This is a genomic window from Mesorhizobium sp. M7A.F.Ca.US.002.01.1.1, assembly GCF_004022955.1.
GTDB lineage: Bacteria > Pseudomonadota > Alphaproteobacteria > Rhizobiales > Rhizobiaceae > Mesorhizobium > Mesorhizobium ciceri.
On record NZ_RZQE01000086.1, the window covers coordinates 1 to 17237 of the forward strand.

The 17237-nt window shown below is 61.5% G+C and carries 18 protein-coding genes and 1 pseudogene; 4 read left to right on the forward strand and 15 right to left on the reverse strand.

Features of this window, described 5'->3' with window-relative positions; all coding sequences use genetic code 11:
- The 10 genes and pseudogenes from EN932_RS38825 to rpoZ all read right to left on the reverse strand — a co-directional run.
- Nucleotides 1-174, reverse strand: a pseudogene (locus EN932_RS38825) (aminoglycoside phosphotransferase); the annotation flags it as partial.
- 5 nt (nt 175-179) lie between these two features.
- The gene (gene era, locus EN932_RS11625) at nt 180-1106 is read right to left on the reverse strand and encodes a GTPase Era (protein WP_024503067.1); all 927 of its coding nucleotides are present in this window, start codon (nt 1104-1106) and stop codon (nt 180-182) included.
- The gene (rnc, locus tag EN932_RS11630; RefSeq protein ID WP_013532584.1) at nt 1103-1858 is read right to left on the reverse strand and encodes a ribonuclease III; all 756 of its coding nucleotides are present in this window, start codon (nt 1856-1858) and stop codon (nt 1103-1105) included. Before rnc ends, era begins: the two co-directional genes overlap by 4 nt.
- Complete coding sequence (gene lepB / locus EN932_RS11635) at nt 1858-2607, reverse strand: signal peptidase I (RefSeq protein ID WP_127267160.1); 750 nt, start codon at nt 2605-2607, stop codon at nt 1858-1860. The genes rnc and lepB overlap by 1 nt, the downstream gene beginning before the upstream one ends.
- A gap of 78 nt (nt 2608-2685) precedes the next feature.
- Complete coding sequence (gene acpS / locus EN932_RS11640; protein ID WP_024503069.1) at nt 2686-3099, reverse strand: holo-ACP synthase; 414 nt, start codon at nt 3097-3099, stop codon at nt 2686-2688.
- Nucleotides 3096-3695: a DUF2062 domain-containing protein gene (locus tag EN932_RS11645; protein ID WP_013532587.1), complete on the reverse strand. Its 600-nt coding sequence runs from the start codon at nt 3693-3695 to the stop codon at nt 3096-3098. The genes acpS and EN932_RS11645 overlap by 4 nt, the downstream gene beginning before the upstream one ends.
- Before the next feature lie 252 nt (nt 3696-3947).
- The gene (locus EN932_RS11650; RefSeq protein ID WP_164753848.1) at nt 3948-4328 is read right to left on the reverse strand and encodes a VOC family protein; all 381 of its coding nucleotides are present in this window, start codon (nt 4326-4328) and stop codon (nt 3948-3950) included.
- A 35-nt stretch (nt 4329-4363) separates the two neighbouring features.
- Entirely contained in the window at nt 4364-4942 is a 579-nt protein-coding gene (gene pyrE / locus EN932_RS11655) for an orotate phosphoribosyltransferase (RefSeq protein WP_013532589.1), read from the reverse strand.
- Nucleotides 4943-4992: 50 nt separating this feature from the next.
- Complete coding sequence (locus tag EN932_RS11660) at nt 4993-7221, reverse strand: bifunctional (p)ppGpp synthetase/guanosine-3',5'-bis(diphosphate) 3'-pyrophosphohydrolase (RefSeq protein WP_013532590.1); 2229 nt, start codon at nt 7219-7221, stop codon at nt 4993-4995.
- Nucleotides 7222-7349: 128 nt separating this feature from the next.
- Nucleotides 7350-7751, reverse strand: a complete 402-nt coding sequence (gene rpoZ, locus EN932_RS11665; RefSeq protein ID WP_013532591.1) for a DNA-directed RNA polymerase subunit omega — start codon at nt 7749-7751, stop codon at nt 7350-7352.
- 323 nt (nt 7752-8074) lie between these two features.
- Between rpoZ and EN932_RS11670 the strand changes: the two genes are divergently transcribed.
- Together EN932_RS11670 and EN932_RS11675 are read left to right on the forward strand one after the other, a co-directional pair.
- Nucleotides 8075-8656, forward strand: a complete 582-nt coding sequence (locus EN932_RS11670; protein ID WP_010915096.1) for an NYN domain-containing protein — start codon at nt 8075-8077, stop codon at nt 8654-8656.
- 11 nt (nt 8657-8667) lie between these two features.
- Nucleotides 8668-9324 carry a uracil-DNA glycosylase gene (locus tag EN932_RS11675; RefSeq protein ID WP_024503072.1) on the forward strand — a complete coding sequence of 219 codons (657 nt, stop codon included), beginning with the start codon at nt 8668-8670 and terminating at the stop codon, nt 9322-9324.
- Nucleotides 9325-9341: 17 nt separating this feature from the next.
- Here the strand turns inward: EN932_RS11675 and EN932_RS11680 are convergent, their stop codons facing one another.
- Genes EN932_RS11680 through dapA form a run of 3 tightly spaced genes read right to left on the reverse strand, consistent with a single transcriptional unit; the run spans nt 9342 to nt 11454 of the window.
- A complete protein-coding gene (locus EN932_RS11680) occupies nt 9342-10052 on the reverse strand; it encodes a GH25 family lysozyme (RefSeq protein WP_127388349.1) in 711 nt (236 codons plus the stop codon).
- A 15-nt stretch (nt 10053-10067) separates the two neighbouring features.
- Nucleotides 10068-10547, reverse strand: a complete 480-nt coding sequence (gene smpB, locus EN932_RS11685; protein ID WP_013532594.1) for an SsrA-binding protein SmpB — start codon at nt 10545-10547, stop codon at nt 10068-10070.
- 25 nt (nt 10548-10572) lie between these two features.
- On the reverse strand, nt 10573-11454 hold the full coding sequence (gene dapA, locus EN932_RS11690; RefSeq protein ID WP_013532595.1) for a 4-hydroxy-tetrahydrodipicolinate synthase: 882 nt from the start codon (nt 11452-11454) through the stop codon (nt 10573-10575).
- A 247-nt stretch (nt 11455-11701) separates the two neighbouring features.
- On the opposite strand from dapA, the gene EN932_RS11695 reads away from it, so the two are divergent.
- Together EN932_RS11695 and EN932_RS11700 are read left to right on the forward strand one after the other, a co-directional pair.
- Nucleotides 11702-13753, forward strand: coding sequence for a lytic transglycosylase domain-containing protein (locus EN932_RS11695; protein ID WP_127385668.1), 2052 nt, complete (start codon nt 11702-11704; stop codon nt 13751-13753).
- Nucleotides 13754-13862: 109 nt separating this feature from the next.
- A complete protein-coding gene (locus tag EN932_RS11700) occupies nt 13863-14762 on the forward strand; it encodes an alpha/beta hydrolase (RefSeq protein WP_064993116.1) in 900 nt (299 codons plus the stop codon).
- Between the two features lie 59 nt (nt 14763-14821).
- Here the strand turns inward: EN932_RS11700 and EN932_RS11705 are convergent, their stop codons facing one another.
- Together EN932_RS11705 and EN932_RS11710 are read right to left on the reverse strand one after the other, a co-directional pair.
- Nucleotides 14822-15916, reverse strand: coding sequence for a site-specific integrase (locus EN932_RS11705; RefSeq protein ID WP_127369706.1), 1095 nt, complete (start codon nt 15914-15916; stop codon nt 14822-14824).
- Nucleotides 15917-16155: 239 nt separating this feature from the next.
- The coding region (locus EN932_RS11710; RefSeq protein WP_164766124.1) for a porin at nt 16156-17237 on the reverse strand (1082 nt) is incomplete at its 5' end.

Below are 17237 nucleotides of genomic sequence, written 5' to 3' on the forward strand. Positions count from 1 at the left end.
GGAATAGGCCGCGGCGCTTGGCAGTCGCACGGTCATCTCGCCGCCCAGATGAAAGGTCCTGTTGTCCCATCCGCCTGATGCAACCGGCCTGACCGGAAGATCCTTCCACTTGGGAAATTGCGTGGCGATCAATCGGCTGACAAGCGTTATGTCGATGTTCGGCTTGCTGACCATCGAGCCTAGCGCGGAAACTCGAGCCCCATTTCGCGGTAGCGCTCGGGGTCGTCGCCCCAGTTCTCGCGCACCTTGACGAACAGGAACAGGTGCACCTTCTGTTCGAGGATGCCTGCTATCTCCATGCGCGCCGCCTGGCCGATGGCGCGGATGGTCTCGCCCTTGTGGCCGAGAACGATCTTCTTCTGGCTGTCGCGCTCGACATAGATGGTCTGGTCGATGCGCACCGAGCCGTCCGGCTTCTCTTCCCATTTCTCGGTCTCGATATGCGAGGAATAGGGCAATTCCTGATGCAGCCTGAGATAAAGCTTCTCGCGCGTGATCTCGGCCGCGAGCTGGCGCATCGGCAGGTCCGAGATCTGGTCTTCCGGATAGTACCAGGGACCGACCGGCAGAGACTCGGCCAGATAATCGAGCACGTCCTTGCAGCCGGAACCGGTCAGCGCCGACACCATGAAGGTGCGCTTGAACGGCACCCTTTCGTTCGCTGCCGCCGACAGAGCCAGCAGCGCTTCGTGCTTGACGCGGTCGACCTTGTTGAGGATCAGCACCATCGGCTGGCGCACATCCTTCAGCCGTTCGAGGATGGCGTCGGCGTCGCCCCTGATGCCGCGCTCGGCGTCGATCAGAAGCAGTACGATATCGGCGTCCTTGGCCCCACCCCAGGCGGTGGTCACCATCGCCGTGTCGAGCCTTCGCTTCGGCTTGAAGATGCCGGGCGTGTCGACGAAAACGATTTGCGCATTGTCATGCGTGGCGATGCCGCGCACGATGGCGCGAGTCGTCTGCACCTTGTGGGTGACGATCGACACCTTGGCGCCGACCAATTGGTTGACCAAGGTCGACTTGCCCGCATTGGGCGCGCCGATCAGCGCGACAAAGCCGGAATGCGTGGCGGCGGCTGTGGTCGCCGGCTCTTCGGTAGCGGTCATGCCGCGCTCCCTTCACTGGAGGGCCGCGAGCCCCCCGATTTTTGGGCCGATGCGGCGGCCCAAACGCCTTCGCGCACAAGAAATGCCGAAGCCGCCGCTTCTTCGGCCGCCCTGCGCGAGCCGCCGGTGCCGCTTATCGGCGCAAAGCCGCGGACCTGCAAGGATACAGTGAAGACCGGCTGATGGTCGGGTCCCTCGCGCTTGTCGATCACATATTCGGGTCTGATATCGCTGGTCTTGGCAATCCATTCCTGCAGATCGGATTTCGGATTGAGCGGCTTTGCGATCACCGTATGCGAGCGCGGTTCCCAATAGCGCAGGACGAACCGCCGCGCGGCCTCGATGCCACCGTCGACGTAAACCGCCGCAATCAGCGCTTCGACCGCATCCGCCAGATAGTTTCCGCCCGAGCCGCGCGACCGCATCTTCAAGGCAGAATCGGCGCGGACCAGATCCTCCAGCTGCATTTCGATGCCGATTTCGGAGCAGGTCCGCGCATCGACCAGCGCATTGAAGCGCGGCGCGATTTCACCTTCCGGCGCATCGGGAAATTTTTCGAAAAGCATATCGGCGACGACAAGCCCGAGCACGCGGTCGCCAAGAAATTCAAGACGCTGGTTGTTGGTGGCCGCCTTGACCGCACTGGAATGCGTCAAGGCGGTCTCGAGCAAACGGATATCCTTGAAGACGTAACCGGTCTTGGCCTTCACCAAACCGGCCAGTGTTTCGCCTGTCGGGCGCTTCAAAGCCATCAATTGACGAAGTGAAACAGGCGCGAAGCGCGCATCAGCGACGGCCATTTCCAGATTTCGAGAGGGCTCGCCTTGCCGGCGATCGAGAAGAAGACAAGATTGGCGCGGCCAACCAGATTTTCCGCGGGAACGTAGCCGACAGTGAAACGGCTGTCGGCGGAATTGTCCCGGTTGTCGCCCATCATGAAATAGTGGCCGGGCGGCACGTCGAATTCGCGGGTGTTGTCGCCGATCGAGTTCGAATTCAGGTCAAGCGTGTCGTAGCTGACGCCGTTGGGCAGGGTCTCACGATAGACATCGATCGGGCGCGATTCCTCGGTGATGTCGGGATTGTCGATCTGGCCTGTTTTCACGCGCGGCACGCCGACGCCGTTGATGAAAAGCTGGCCGTCCTTGACCTGGATCTTGTCACCCGGCAGGCCGACAACGCGCTTGATGTAGTCGACGGACGGATCAGGCGGGAACTTGAAAACCGCCACGTCGCCGCGCTTCGGCTCGGCGCCCCAGATGCGGCCCGAAAAAATATCGGGTCCGAAAGGCAGCGAATAGCGCGAATAGCCATAGGACCATTTGGTGACGAACAGATAGTCGCCTTCCAAAAGCGTCGGCCGCATTGATCCCGATGGGATCGAAAAAGGCTGGAACAGCAGCGTGCGGATGACCAGGGCGAGCAAAAGCGCCTGGACGATGACGCTGACGGTCTCGCCAAGCCCGCCGGATTTCTTCTCGGATTTTTCAGCCACGCTCATGTCGTCCTCGATTGTGCGTTGGATGGTATAGAGTCTCGGCGCGCGCTGGGCAACGTCAATGCCGGTCGTCAGAGGCAATCAATGTGGCGCTTCTTCGACGGGCAGCGCCTCGATGATCACAAAGGCTTGAGCGAGCGGGAAATCATCCGTGATGGTGAGGTGGATTGCCGCCCGATGGCCCTTTGGCAGGATTTTGTCCAGCCTGGCCTGCGCTCCTCCCGTCAGCGCCATGGTCGGCGCGCCACTGGGCAGGTTGACGACACCCATGTCGCGCCAGAACACGCCCTGCGCCAGTCCGGTGCCCAGCGCCTTGGCGCAGGCCTCCTTGGCGGCGAAACGCTTGGCATAGGAGGCCGCGCGGGCGCGTCGATTGTCCGAACGCGCCTGTTCGATGTCGGTGTAGATTCTCTGGACGAAGCGCTGGCCGTGACGCTCCAGCGATTTCTCGATGCGTCTGATGTCGATCAGGTCGCTGCCGATGCCGATGATCATCGCGCAGTGGAACCGATGCTTGCGCCGGGATGGGACGATTGCGCATGCCGGCTTGCGCGCTCGGCCAGGCGTTTGCGCCGCTGTTCGCGGAAAGCGTTCATGCCCCAGCGCGTGATGGCGTAGAACAGCAGCCCGAAGATCAAGCCGAGCGGAACCGCACCGATCAGCATCGGTTCAAGGACCGGTTTCCACAATTGCGCGAAGGAGAGGTTGTGCAACATCTCGCCCAGATGCGCCGGCGGCCCATGTGTCGGCAAACGGTCATGCAGGATGAGCTTGCCCGTTTCCCACGACGCGCCCCATAGCAACGGGAAGGTGAGCGGGTTGCCGAAAAAAACGGCGCCAAGCGCCGCCGCCACCAAATTGCCGGCGATCACCCAGCACAGGATGGCAGCGATGATGAAATGGAAACCGACGGGGAAGAATGAAGCGAAGACACCGGCCGCAACGCCGGCCGCCACCGCATGCGGTGTGGCCTTCAGCCGCAGGATGCGCTTGGAAAAATACTGAAGCGAGCGCGAAAACGAGCGGCGCGGCCAAAGATAGGTACGCACCCGCTCATAAAGGCCATCAGGCTTGCGGCGTCGAAATAGCACTCTGTTCCCGTTCCACAGCGCCCGCAACGGCACCTTCAGCCGGGCGTGGCAGCCACATCTTGCGCTTGACGATCACCCTATGGCAATCGCCAGCTTATATAACAACGCGCTGGCGCAAGAACAACCAAACACCTTTTGTGCCGCGCTTGTCGCCGCCCTTCGGGGCGGCTGGTCTTGCTTCGAACATTGGACAATCGCGGCAAATTTAAGGAACGGCAGTCGCATCGCCGAAAGGCACAGCGCCGCCAGCGGCTACGGCAGGTATTCGCTGACCTCGACCAGATTGCCGTCCGGGTCGCGGAAATAGACCGACATCATTGGACCTCGGGCCCCGATACGTTCAACCGGGCCGAGTTCCACCACCACACCATTGGCCGCGAGCCGCGCACGGACCTCATCCAGTGGCCGCTCGGTGATCAGGCAGAAATCACCTGATCCTGATGTCGGCGACTTCGCCTTTGGCTCGAAAGTCCGGCCGACCTCATGCACATTGATCTTATGGCTACCGAAAGCCAGCGCCGTCGGTCGATCGGCCGCGTCGATGCGCTCAAAACCCAGCACGCGCTGGTAAAACTCACAGGTCACTTCCAGCGAAGCGACCGTCAGCACGAAATGATCGATGCCGGCGATCATTTCCAATTCGTCTTCACGCATGTCGGCATGCCCCGTCAGATGTTGCGGCTGCCGGGCTTGATCGCCGGGATGGCGGCAAGCTCCGGCGGCAGCCGGTCGGCCGGATAGGCCGGGACCTCATACTCGGCAAGCGCGATGAGCGGCACGCCGACATCAGTCTTGCCGGCCGAACGATCGATGATGCAGGCCGCGGCAACCACCTCGGCGCCAAGCTCGCGCAGGCACTCGATGGTCTCTCGGATCGACAGGCCGGTGGTGACGATGTCCTCGACGATGACGACACGCGACCCCCTGGCGATCTCGAAGCGGCGCAAGCGGAACTCGCCCCCTTCCCGCTCGACCCAGATCGCCGGCACGCCGAGATGACGTGAGGTCTCATAGGCCGGGATCAGCCCGCCGATCGCCGGGCCGACGACATAGTCGATCTTGCCGGGCACGCCTGCGCGGATCTTCTCCGCCAGCGCCTTGCACAGAAGCTCGGTCTTGTCGGCATGCATGAACACGCGCGCCTTCTGCAGGAAGACCGGACTGCGCAGGCCCGAGGTCAAAATGAAATGCCCTTCCAGAACAGCACCCGCCTCGCGGAAAATGCCCAGCACTTCATCGGTGTTCATGTCTGCCTCTTTTTGATTGACCATGACGTTGTCCGAAACCGGAGCATGGTCTAGCCATTGACGCGTCTTGCGTCGCTGACGCTCGAATTGTCCTTGAGCTGCGATAGCAGCCGGTTGAGGTGCTTGAGATCCCAGACTTCGAGATCGATCAGCATTTCGGTGAAGTCGGGCGCAGTGCGCACCATCGACAGCGTATGGATGTTGGCGTCGTTCGAGGCAACCACCTGCGCTATATCGGCGAGTGACCCCGGCGCGTTGATGGCGGTGACCGATACGCGCGCCGGAAAGCGTTCCTTGGTGCGCTCATCGATGTCCCAGCGCACGTCGATCCAGCGCTCGGGCTGGTCATCGAACGCCTGCAGCGCTGGCGACTGGATCGGATAGATAGTGATGCCGGTGCCCGGCTGGACGATGCCGACGATGCGATCGCCAGGGACTGCCCCTTCCGGCGCGAAGCGCACCGGCAGATCGCCGCGCACGCCGCGGATCGGCACGGCTCCATCGCGCGGCTGGTCCTTGTCCTTGCGCGCGGCACGACCCGGAATCTGGAACAGCATGCCGGCGGCATTGCGGATCTTCGACCAGCCCTCCTCTCGCGGCTTGGGGACGGCCGTGGTGACGCGCTCATCCTTGTAGTCAGGGAATACCGCCTTCATGACATCAGTGGAGGCGAGCTCGCCACGCCCGACAGAGGCCAGCACATCCTCGATGTCCTTGCGCGCCAACCTGTGCAGCACCTGCTTCAGGCTCTCCTTGGTGAAGGTCTTGCCGGCACGCTCGAAGGCGCGTTCCAGGATGCGGATGCCAAGACCCGAATATTGCTTGCGGATGGCGTTCTTGGTGGCACGGCGGATGGCCGAGCGCGCCTTGCCGGTGACGACGACCGATTCCCACGCCGCCGGCGGCACCTGCGCCTTGGAGCGGATGATCTCGACCTCGTCGCCGTTCTTCAGTTCCGTCATCAGCGGCATGATGCGGCCGTTGACCTTGGCACCGACGCAGGTGTCGCCGACATCGGTGTGCACCGCATAGGCGAAGTCGATCGGTGTCGCGCCGCGCGGCAGCGCAATCAACATGCCTTTCGGGGTGAAGCAGAACACCTGGTCCTGGAACAGTTCCAGCTTGGTATTTTCGAGGAAATCCTCAGGGTTGTCGCCTTCGGCAAGCTGCTCGATGGTGCGGCGCAGCCAGGCGTAGGCGTTGGTTTCCTTTGAAATCGCGTGGGCGGCGCCATTCGTCTTGCCGCCGGTATCCTTGTAGATCGAATGGGCGGCGACGCCGTATTCGGCGATCTTGTTCATCTCTCGGGTACGGATCTGCAGCTCGACACGCTGGCGCGACGGGCCGACAATGGTGGTGTGGATCGAGCGGTAGTCGTTCTGTTTCGGCGTCGAGATGTAGTCCTTGAAGCGACCCGGCACCATCGACCACGCGGTGTGGATGGCGCCAAGCGCCCGGTAGCAGTCCTCGACCGTGTCGACGACGACGCGAAAGCCGAAGATGTCAGAGAGCTGCTCGAAGGACAGCGCCTTGGCCTCCATCTTGCGGAACACCGACCACGGCTTCTTCTGCCGGCTCTTTACGCTGGCGTTGATCGCATGCTTCTCGAACAACGTGGACAGTGCCTTTTCGATGTCCGTCAGCACGCCCTTGTTGCGTTCGAAGATTTCGGCAAGCCGTGCGGTGACGGCGCGATAGGCTTCAGGATTAATGAAGCGGAAGGCGATCTCCTCCAGCTCTTCACGCATGCCTTGCATGCCCATGCGCCCGGCCAGCGGTGCGTAGATATCCATCGTCTCCTCGGCGATGCGCAGGCGCTTGGCCTCCGGCATGTGGTCGAGGGTGCGCATATTGTGCAAACGATCGGCGAGCTTGACCAGCAGCACGCGGACATCTTCCGAAATCGCCAGCAGAAGCTTTCTCAGGTTTTCCGCCTGCTCGGCCTTCTTCGAGACCAGATCGAGCTTCTTCAACTTGGTCAGGCCCTCGACCAGCTTGCCCATTTCGGGGCCGAACAGATCGTCGATCTCGGCCCGCGTGGCGGTCGTGTCCTCGATGGTGTCGTGCAGCAGGGCGACCGCGATCGTCGCCTCGTCCATATGCATTTCGGTGAGGATGGCGGCGACTTCGAGCGGATGCGAGAAATACGGATCGCCGGAAGCGCGCTTCTGGTGGCCATGCTTCTGCATGGCATAGACATAGGCCTTGTTGAGCAACGCCTCGTTGACGTCAGGCTTGTAGCGCTGGACGCGCTCGACAAGCTCATACTGACGCATCATGGGCGGAATCTCGCGGTGCTGAAATGATTGATGCGCCGCACTAGCGTACGGCGCATCCCATAGATAGCCACGAAACTGACTGGACGGAAGTGCCGGAAACGTATTCCAGGCAGGTCCAGAACGCTGGCTTAGTAGTCGTCGCTCTTTTCCGGCGGCACCAGGCCCTCGATGCCGGCCAGGAGGTCTTCCTCGGTCATCCGGTCGAAGGTGATGTTCTCCTCGGCGTCGTCGGCGTCGGTGGCGGCAACGGCGGTGCCGGTCTGATCGGCAATCGCCTCGCCATCGGCCTCGGGCTCGTCGACCTCGACATGCTTCTGCAGCGAATGGATCAGATCTTCCTTGAGGTCGTCGGGCGACAGCGTCTCATCGGCGATCTCGCGCAGCGCCACAACCGGATTCTTGTCGTTGTCACGCGGCACTGTGATCGGCGCGCCCTGGCTGATCTGCCGGGCACGATGGCCGGCAAGGAGCACCAACTCGAAGCGGTTGTCGACCTTGTCGATGCAATCTTCAACGGTTACGCGGGCCATGGATTGCCCCTTTCATGCGATGGATTTGATGGAAAACAGGCGCGGTCCATAACCCGAACGCCGCCAAAATACAAGCATCATGGCAATGGCTGGGTTGCATGGCGCCCAAACCTTGGTTCAAACACCCGATTTGGCAAAACCAGTCTGTGCTATGTGTTCGGTGTCCCGATCACAATTGCTTGCAGTGCCGCACGCGCCCTTGGATTGCCGCGAAACTGGCGCTATCTCGGATGGCATAGAGGTCAGCCGGTTTATTATGAGCCTGACCGAACGCTATCGCATTTGGTTTAGACGGGTGTTTATTTCGAGAAGGAATATTTTCCATGTTCGACCCTCGTGAAAAAATCGCCCTATTCATCGACGGCGCCAATCTCTACGCGACGTCGCGCGCGCTCGGCTTCGACATCGACTACCGCAAGCTTCTGTCGAGCTTCCAGAAGCGCGGCTATCTGCTGCGCGCCTATTATTACACGGCGCTGGTCGAGGATCAGGAATACTCCTCGATCCGTCCACTGATCGACTGGCTCGACTATAATGGCTTCAAGGTGGTCACCAAGCCGGCCAAGGAATTCACCGACTCGACCGGCCGCCGCAAGATCAAGGGCAATATGGACATCGAGCTCACCGTCGATGCGCTGGAACTCGCCGATGTCGTCGACCACTACGTCATCTTTTCCGGCGACGGCGATTTCCGCACATTGGTCGAGGCATTGCAGCGGCGTGGCCGCAAGGTATCGATCGTCTCGACCATGGCCTCGCAGCCGCCGATGATCTCCGACGATCTGCGCCGCCAGGCCGACCATTTCATCGACCTGACGACGCTGAAGAACGAGGTTGGCCGTGACCCGTCCGAGCGCCCGGTGCGCAGGCCCGAGCCGGCCGAAGTCGACGAGGACGATTATTGAGGCCGGTCGCCTTGACCGTGCTTTCCGCCTCCGAACCCGGCCGCGATTGCCCGCTCTGCCCAAGGCTGCATGACTTCATCGCCGAGTGGCGGCAGCGCGAGCCGTCCTGGTTCAATGCGCCGGTGCCGACTTTTTTACCACCCGAGGGTGACGCGGCGGTTCAGTTGCTGATCGTCGGGCTGGCGCCTGGCCTGCGCGGTGCCAATCGAACGGGCCGCCCGTTCACCGGCGACTATGCCGGCGACCTGCTCTACTCGACGATGATTTCGCACGGTTTTGCGCGCGGAGAGTTCAAGGCGCGGCCAGATGACGGATTGGAGCTGGTCGGCACCGCGATCACCAACGCGGTGCGCTGCGTGCCGCCGGAGAACAAGCCGGTGGGCGCTGAGATTGCCACCTGCCGGACATTCCTGGTGCCGACGATCGCCAGGTTCCCGAATCTGCGCGCCGTGCTGGCACTGGGATCGATCGCGCATCAGTCGACGGTGCGGGCGCTGGGCGGGCGCGTCGCCGCCTATCCGTTCAAGCATGGCGGGCAGCTGCCGGCCGGCAGCATCACGCTGTTTTCGAGCTATCATTGCTCGCGCTACAACACCAACACCGGTGTGCTGACCGAAGCGATGTTCGTTAGCGTTTTCAGCCAGATAGCGGCGTTCCTGCGGAAATAGAGTCGGGCGCCAGCGGATCAGCTTGATGGCGCAAACAGTGCAGCCAGCACCGCCGGCCCACCCTTCAGCACGTTCATATCGACATCGCCATTGATGCCGTCGACGCGACCCCTGTTGTGGTACTGCCAGTAGACCCAGTCGTCGCGGTCCGGCTCCAGGAGCAACGAGCGGAGCCAGAGCGGACGGGCAGCAATGCGCCCTGCATAGGTCTGCGCTGCCTCATCGGTCAGATAGACGATCGCAGGCTTGCCGAACGTCGCCTCGACTAGAGCGAGGAACGCGGCCAGTTCGGCGTTCAATTGTTCGGGCGTCGGCCGCTGCGGGCAGTTGCCGCCGAATTCGATGTCGACGACCGGCGGCAGCAGCGGCTGGTCGTGCGGCACAACCGAGATGAAATTCTTCGCCTGGTCGGCGCCAGGTCGGCAAAAGGTGAAAAAGTGATAGGCGCCGACGGCGAGACCGGCGGCGCGGGCCTCTTCCAGATTCCTCGCGAAGGCATCGTCGACATGATCGCCGCCTTCGGTCGCCTTGATGACTGCGAAGGCGACATCGTCGGCGGCGACACGCGGCCAGTCAATCCGGCCCTGATGATGGGAAACGTCGATGCCCCTGAGCGGATATTTGTCGCGGTCCGGCGAGAATGCCCTGAAATAGATGTAGCCGCCTGCTGCGACGAAACATACCAAGACCAGACTGGCCAGACCAAAGAGGACAATCCGGTTCTTCAAGCGAATGGCCCCAGCCTACCCACGCTCTTTTAACAGCCGGCCCTTCTCGCGCGACCAGTCGCGCTGCTTCTCGCTCTCGCGTTTGTCGTGCAGTTTCTTGCCGCGACCGACGGCGAGCAGCAGCTTGGCGCGGCCCTGGTCGTTGAAATAGATTTTCAGCGGTACCAGCGTCATGCCTTCGCGGTCGACGCTTTGCGACAGTTTCGCCATTTCGCGCTTGTTGAGCAGCAGCTTGCGGCGGCGGCGCGGCTCGTGGTTGAAGCGGTTGGCCTGCAGATATTCCGGCAGATAGGAGTTGATCAGCCAGATCTCGCCGCCTTCGACCGAGGCGTAGCTGTCCTGGATGTTGGCCTGGCCCTGGCGCAGCGACTTGACCTCGGTGCCGGTCAGCACCAGACCGGCCTCGACCGTGTCGAGCACCTCATAGGAAAACCGCGCCTTGCGGTTTTCCGAAACGGTCTTGTTGTTGGGATCGGCTTTTCTGACTTGATTCATGATGCGGAGAGGTGGCGCCTCATCCCTAATTAATCAAGCCGGCGTGCTTCATAGCCGCATCGATCTTGTCGGCAGTCGACTGTTCGATCGTCACCAGCGGCGAGCGCAGCACGTTTTCGACCTTGCCTAGCTTCGACAGCGCGTATTTGGCGCCGGAAACGCCAGGCTCGATGAAGATCGCCTTGTGCAGCGGCAGCAGGCGATCCTGCAGATCCAGCGCCTTGGCGCTGTCGCCGGCAAGCGTTGCCTCCTGGAATTCGGCGCACAGCCGCGGCGCGACGTTCGACGTCACCGAAATACAGCCGACGCCGCCATGCGCGTTGAATCCAAGCGCCGAAGCATCTTCGCCCGAAAGCTGGATGAAATCCTTGCCGCACGTGGCACGCTGCTCGGAAACCCGTTCGACCTTGCCGGTGGCATCCTTGACACCGACGATATTCTTGAAGTCGTGCACGAGCCGGCCCATCGTGTCCGGCATCATGTCGATGACCGAGCGCGGCGGGATGTTGTAGATGATGATCGGCAGCTTGGTCGCCCTGGCGACCGCCGCGAAGTGCTCATACAGGCCGCGCTGCGTCGGCCTGTTATAATAAGGCGTGACGACCAGGGCGGCATCGGCGCCGGCCTTCTCGGCATACTGCACGAGCCCGACGGCTTCCTCGGTGTTGTTGGAACCAGCGCCGGCGACGACCGGAACTCGTCCCTTGGCCACCTCGATGCATACCTTGACGACCTGGCGGTGCTCGTCATGCGACAGTGTCGGCGACTCGCCGGTGGTGCCGACCGGCACCAGGCCCGTCGTGCCCTCCGCGAGTTGCCATTCGACGAATGCGCGAAAGGCTTTCTCGTCGAAACGCCCGCTCTTTTCGAACGGTGTCACGAGCGCAGTAAGCGAGCCTCTCAGCATATCGTCCAACTCCTTGGCACTTCTGGTGTTTTGTGTCGGTGTTTGTGGTCGCGCCTTCTAACCGAAAGCGAAGCGGCGCACCATAGTCTCGACATGGTTGCGCGGCAAGCATTGCCATGGTGCCAGCAAGCGCAATTCGAACGGCCTCGCTAACTCTTTGTTTACGGGCTCTTCACGACCTAAGTTTAGGCTTCGAGGCATCTTCGCCAGCTTGTGGAATGCCAGGACAAGGAAAGATTTAAGGATCATGCCGGGCGGTCGGCCTCACCTTCTCGCGCTGCTTGGCGCCGCGCTCGCGCTGATGCCGGGCATGGCGATCAGCGGCAGCGTGGACGCACGGGTCACCTCAGCCATTCCGATTCCAGGCGCGGCAATTGCGCTGCCAGACCTGCAGGACAGAACGCGACAGGCGCCCTTGCCCGACGTCGCCCCTTTGAAAAGCGGACTGGATGCGTTGGCGCAGGGTGATAGTCCCCGCGCTCGTGGCGTGCGCGATGCCCTTCCGGCGCAGTCGCTCGACCAGCATATCCTTGCCTGGGCGATCGCGCTTTATGGCGGCGACAAGGTTCCGAGCGATGATATCACTGCTGCGGCCAAGATGCTGCCCAACTGGCCGGGGACCGTAGCCCTTCGCAAGAACAGCGAGCGCGCGCTCTATCGAGAGAACCCTGCCCCCGACATCGTCATCAGGGCGTTCGATGGCAGCCAGCCGCAGACATTCGAAGGCGTGATGGTTCTCGCCCGCGCCTATGTGGCGTCCAGCAATACCAAGGCGGCGCGTTCCGTGCTGTCGCCCTTCTGGCGCACCGCGATCCTGGAGGCCAGGGACGAGGCGGCGCTGATCAAGGAATTCGGCAGCCTGATCCCGGCCGCAGACCACCGCTTTCGCATGGAGCGCATGTTCTATGCCGACCGCGCGAATTCCGCGCTGCGCGTCGCCGGCCTCGCCGGCGCCCAGCAGCTCGCCGATGCATGGGCGGCGGCCGACAAAGGCGACAAGAACGCGCCCAAGCTGCTGAAGGCCGTGCCGGCAATGCAACGTTCGGCCGGCTACTTCTTCGCGCAGGCCGAATATTTGCGCAAGCAGGAGGATTTTGCCGGCGCTGCAGCCATTGTGATGCAGGCACCGACCGATCGCGAAGCTCTGGTCGATCCGGATGCCTGGTGGGTCGAGCGCCGGGTGCTGTCGCGTGAACTGGTCGACCAGGGCGACATGAAGGCCGCGTACAAGATCGTCGCCACACACGCTGCCGAAAGTGCCACCAATGCGGCCGACGCCGAATTCCATGCCGGCTGGTACGCGTTGCGCGGCCTGAACGACCCCAAGCTTGCCGCAACGCATTTCGCTCGCATCGCCGACCTTGCCCAAGGGCCGATGACGCTGTCGCGCGCGTATTACTGGCTCGGCCGTGCCGCCGAAGTCGGCGGCCCGGGCAACGCCAGGGATTATTTTGCGCGCGCCGCTGCCTACGGCACGACATTCTACGGCCAGCTTGCCGCCGAACGTGTCGGCCGGCAGGCGCTCAACATCGTCTATCCCTCGCCAAGCGCCGCCGACCGGCAGAACTTTGCCGGCCGCGAGGCCGTCAGCGCCATCAAGCGGCTGCAGGAGGCGGGCTACGATCGCTATGCCGAGACGCTCTATCGCGACCTTGCCGGGCAGTTGACCAGTCCAGGCGAACTGGCGCTGCTCGCTGTCCTTGCCGAAAAGCAAGGGAACCATTTTATGGCGCTGAAAATCGGCAAGATCGCCGGGGCACGCGGCATCGATGTCGGCGCATTGTCGCATCCGCTCGGCGTCATTCCCGATTCGGCTGACATTTCCGGCTCGGGCAAGGCGCTGGCCTATGCGATCGCCCGCCAGGAAAGCGAATTCAACATCGGCGCCGTGTCCAGCGCCGGCGCGCGCGGGCTGCTGCAGCTGATGCCGGGAACCGCAAGGCAATTGGCGAAGAAGGCCGGGCTGCAGTTTTCGCAAATACGGCTGACCACCGATGCCGGCTACAACGCGACGCTTGGTTCGGCCTTCCTCGGCGAACAGCTCGACCGCTTCAACGGCTCTTACGTGCTGACCTTCGCCGGCTACAATGCTGGCCCCAACCGGGCCAGCCAGTGGGTGGCCAGATATGGCGACCCGCGCGGCAAGGACATCGACGCGGTCGTCGACTGGATCGAGCGGATTCCCTACACAGAAACAAGAAGTTACGTTCAGCGCGTGATGGAGAATTACGAGGTCTACAAGATGCGTATTTCCGGCAAATACGACATTGTCGGGGATCTGGTGAACGGGCGGAGTTGAGCCTTTCTGTCCTTCTCCACTTGTGGGAGAAGGCAAAAGCGCCTTTTATTGACCATCCCTGCCCTCGCCTGTAGCTGTCCAGATTGATACAGCGAGGTCGCACATTCCGATGGCAAGCGAGCAGCTTTTTTCCGACTTCTTCTACAGCGCACCGGACGGGTTAAAACTCCATGCGCGCGTCTATGGCGAGGCCAATTCCGGACCCTGGCCGGTTGTCTGCCTGCCTGGCCTGACCCGCAATGCCAGGGATTTTCACGAGCTGGCGCTCTATCTGTCGACGCATGCGGCAACTCCACGAAAGGTCATCGCCTTCGACTACCGCGGGCGCGGGCAGTCGGCTTATGATCCCGACGTCAAAAATTACAATGTCGGCGTGGAGGCCGGCGACATTCTCGCCGGGCTGGCGGCGCTGAACATCGGAGAAGCGGCCTTCATCGGCACCTCGCGCGGGGGATTGATCATCCATGTGCTCGGGACGATGCGGCCATCCGTCCTGAAAGCCATTGTTTTCAACGACATCGGACCGGTGATCGAGACGGCCGGACTTGCCCATATCCAGTCTTATCTCGAGCGCGACCCGGCACCGAAAACCCGCACACAGGCGGCGGCCGCCCAGCGCAGCGTGCATGGCGAAGACTTCCCCGCTCTTGCCGGCGCCGATTGGGATCGGATGGTATGGGCTCTCTACCGCGAAACGGATGGTGGGCTGGTGCCGGATTTCGATCCGAAGCTGGTGGATACCGTTGCCAGTCTCGATCTGACGCAGAAGCTGCCTGATCTATGGCCGCAATTCGAGGCGTTGGCCGCCATCCCGTTGCTCGCCATACGTGGTGCCAATTCGAGATTGCTGTCGATAGACACGCTCAAGCAGATGAAAGAGCGCCATTTCATGATGGAGACGATCACCGTCGAGGGCCAGGGCCATGCGCCGTTCCTCGAGACCGGCAGCCTACCGGGCGACATAGGCGCTTTTCTCGATCAGGCCGAGCGGAAGAATATCCTGAAGTAAATCCCATGACCGAACATGGTCACGGGATAGCTATGATAGTATAGGCAAGTTTCTTCAGCCTACTTGGCTTTTGAACTTTTCCGAGTCGCTTTCGGCGACTCCTTAGCGGCGGCGGCTGCCTCGTCCCTCTTTTTCCGCTCTGCCGTCGGCGACGAAGGCGTCGTCACCGGCGAAGAAAACATGGAGCCTTCAGCGCAATTACCGCCCGGCTGAGTCGATCGAGGCGTTTCCAGCACGATGACACAGCCATCGAGATCGTTGGTGGCCAGATGCGCGTAGCGCATCGTCATCGACAGCGTTTGGTGGCCGAGCCACATCTGCACGCGCCTGATGTCGATGCCGCCCTGGACCAGACGCGAGGCGCAGGTATGGCGCAGTATATGCGGCACCACCTGATCGTCGGCACCGAGGCCGACTTCGGCCTTCGCGTCGTTCCAGATGGCACGGAACTGTGCCTGGCTGAGCTTGGTGAACGGTCCTTTGGGCCGGCGGCCCTCAGTGGGAGGCAGCTTGATGACCTCTTTGACCCGCTCGGTCATCGGAATGGTGCGGCTGCGGCCGGATTTGGTGATCCAGAAGGAGACGCGATGCTCCTGGATATCGTTCCAGATCAGCCCAAGCGCCTCGCCGAGACGGCATCCGGTGTCGACCAGGAAAACGGAAAGCCTGTAGGCATCCTCGCTGCGGCTCTTGATGGCGGCGAACAGGCGCGCCTCTTCGTCCCTTTCGAGGAACCGAATCCGACCCGCCCGCTCCTTCTGGCGGCGGAACTCGGGCAGGCTGTGGATATCTCCCATCTTGTGAGCCTTGCGCAGCAGTTTGCTGAGGGCAGCCATCTTTCGATTGATGGTTGCGTTGCTGTTGCCGCGCTGGCGCAAGGTGCCGATAAGGTTGTCGAGGGTACTTTGGTCAAAGGCGCTGAAACGCTCCCCAAGGAGGATCTCGTCTATTTCGCCGATGAAAGAGCTGACATTATACTTATGCCGCCCATCATCCCATAATATGTCACGATATGCTGAAAAAAGATCTCTGACCCGATGCGACTTTACTTCTCTAATCTTGTTATAGATGTATCGAATCTTCGGACTTTGAGAAGAAAACATCGAAAAATGATCAGAGGACTCGCCCTCTTGAATCGCTTCGTTCGTCATCATTTGCCACACCCCCGAGTGGGATAGGTCAGCCCTACCCGCTTGGAAGCGTCCTTTCAAGAGATTTTAATCACGCGGTTGTGATTTCCATCCGCCCATCAGCAGATCCCACGAAACCACTCCACGGATTTATTCAGCTACCGTTACCCCCATCCTTCTGTTTGCCTTGATCCAGTCGCGAAACGAAAACAGCCCGGGCGCTTGCACGCCCGGGCTGAATTTCACCTGTAAGGAACCAGCCCTTAGAACGAGCGCTGGAAGCGGAGAATGCCGCCGATGTTGCTCTTCTTGTCAGCGCCGAACCAACCCTTGTTAAGGTCGTCACTGCCGACGTTCTGGTAGTCGACTTCGGCCGTGACCGTGAAGCCCGGAACGACGTCATAAGCGACGTTCGCCGCAATGCCGAGGTTCTTCCAGTCATCATACGAGACCTGAGCGTTGAACGAGGTCTTCTCGTTGAACTTGTAGGTGCCACCGCCCCACACCGCCCAGTTGCCGCCCCACTGCTTGTACATGCCGCGACCGCCAGCTCCGACCAGCGGATCATCGCCGAGGTTGTCGTCGGAGCCGTAGCCACCCATGACCCACAGCGACAGTTCGTTGGAGACGTTCACGTCCAGGCGAACCTTGCCGGCAACTTCTTCGTAGTTGCTGTCATACGAGACAACGCCGGTGATGGCGCCCCAGCCCTGCGTCCACTTCACGCCGCCGACAACATGCGGAACATAGCTGTCGATCGAGTAGTCGCCATAACCTTCTTCCAGCGAGACCACTGCCGAGAAGCCATTGCCGGCGTCGAAGTAGTACTGGATGACATTGGTGTCGAAGCCGCCGTAGGGAACGATCGTATCCTGGATGACGTTGCCGGCATAGCCGATGAACGTATCGAAGGCCGATTCGTCTTTACCGACGCGCAAGCCGCCGAGCTGGATCCAGGCGAAATTCAGCGTGGTACCCTTGTTGTGAGCCTGCCAGTCGCCGGCAAACTCATCGGTGTAGTCGCCGGTGTTGTTGCCGAAGTTGAAGCGGGTTTCGGTGTAGGTCTTCAACGTGCCGAGTTCGGTCTCCTGGCCGGTCCAGGTCTTCAGCGTGAAGCGAGCCTGCTTGTAGTAGGTGTCGTGCTCGTCGTCGTTCATACGGTCCGGAACGTTGTTGACGCCATCGTTGGTGCCGTGATCGCCCACGCCGATATCGTAACGGACATAGCCGCCGATGCGCAGGCAGGTCTCGGTGCCGGGGATGTAGAAGTAGCCAGCGCCGTAGACGTCGCAAATCTTGACGTATTCAGCGGGTTCCGGCTCGGCGACGACGACGGCGTCGGCGG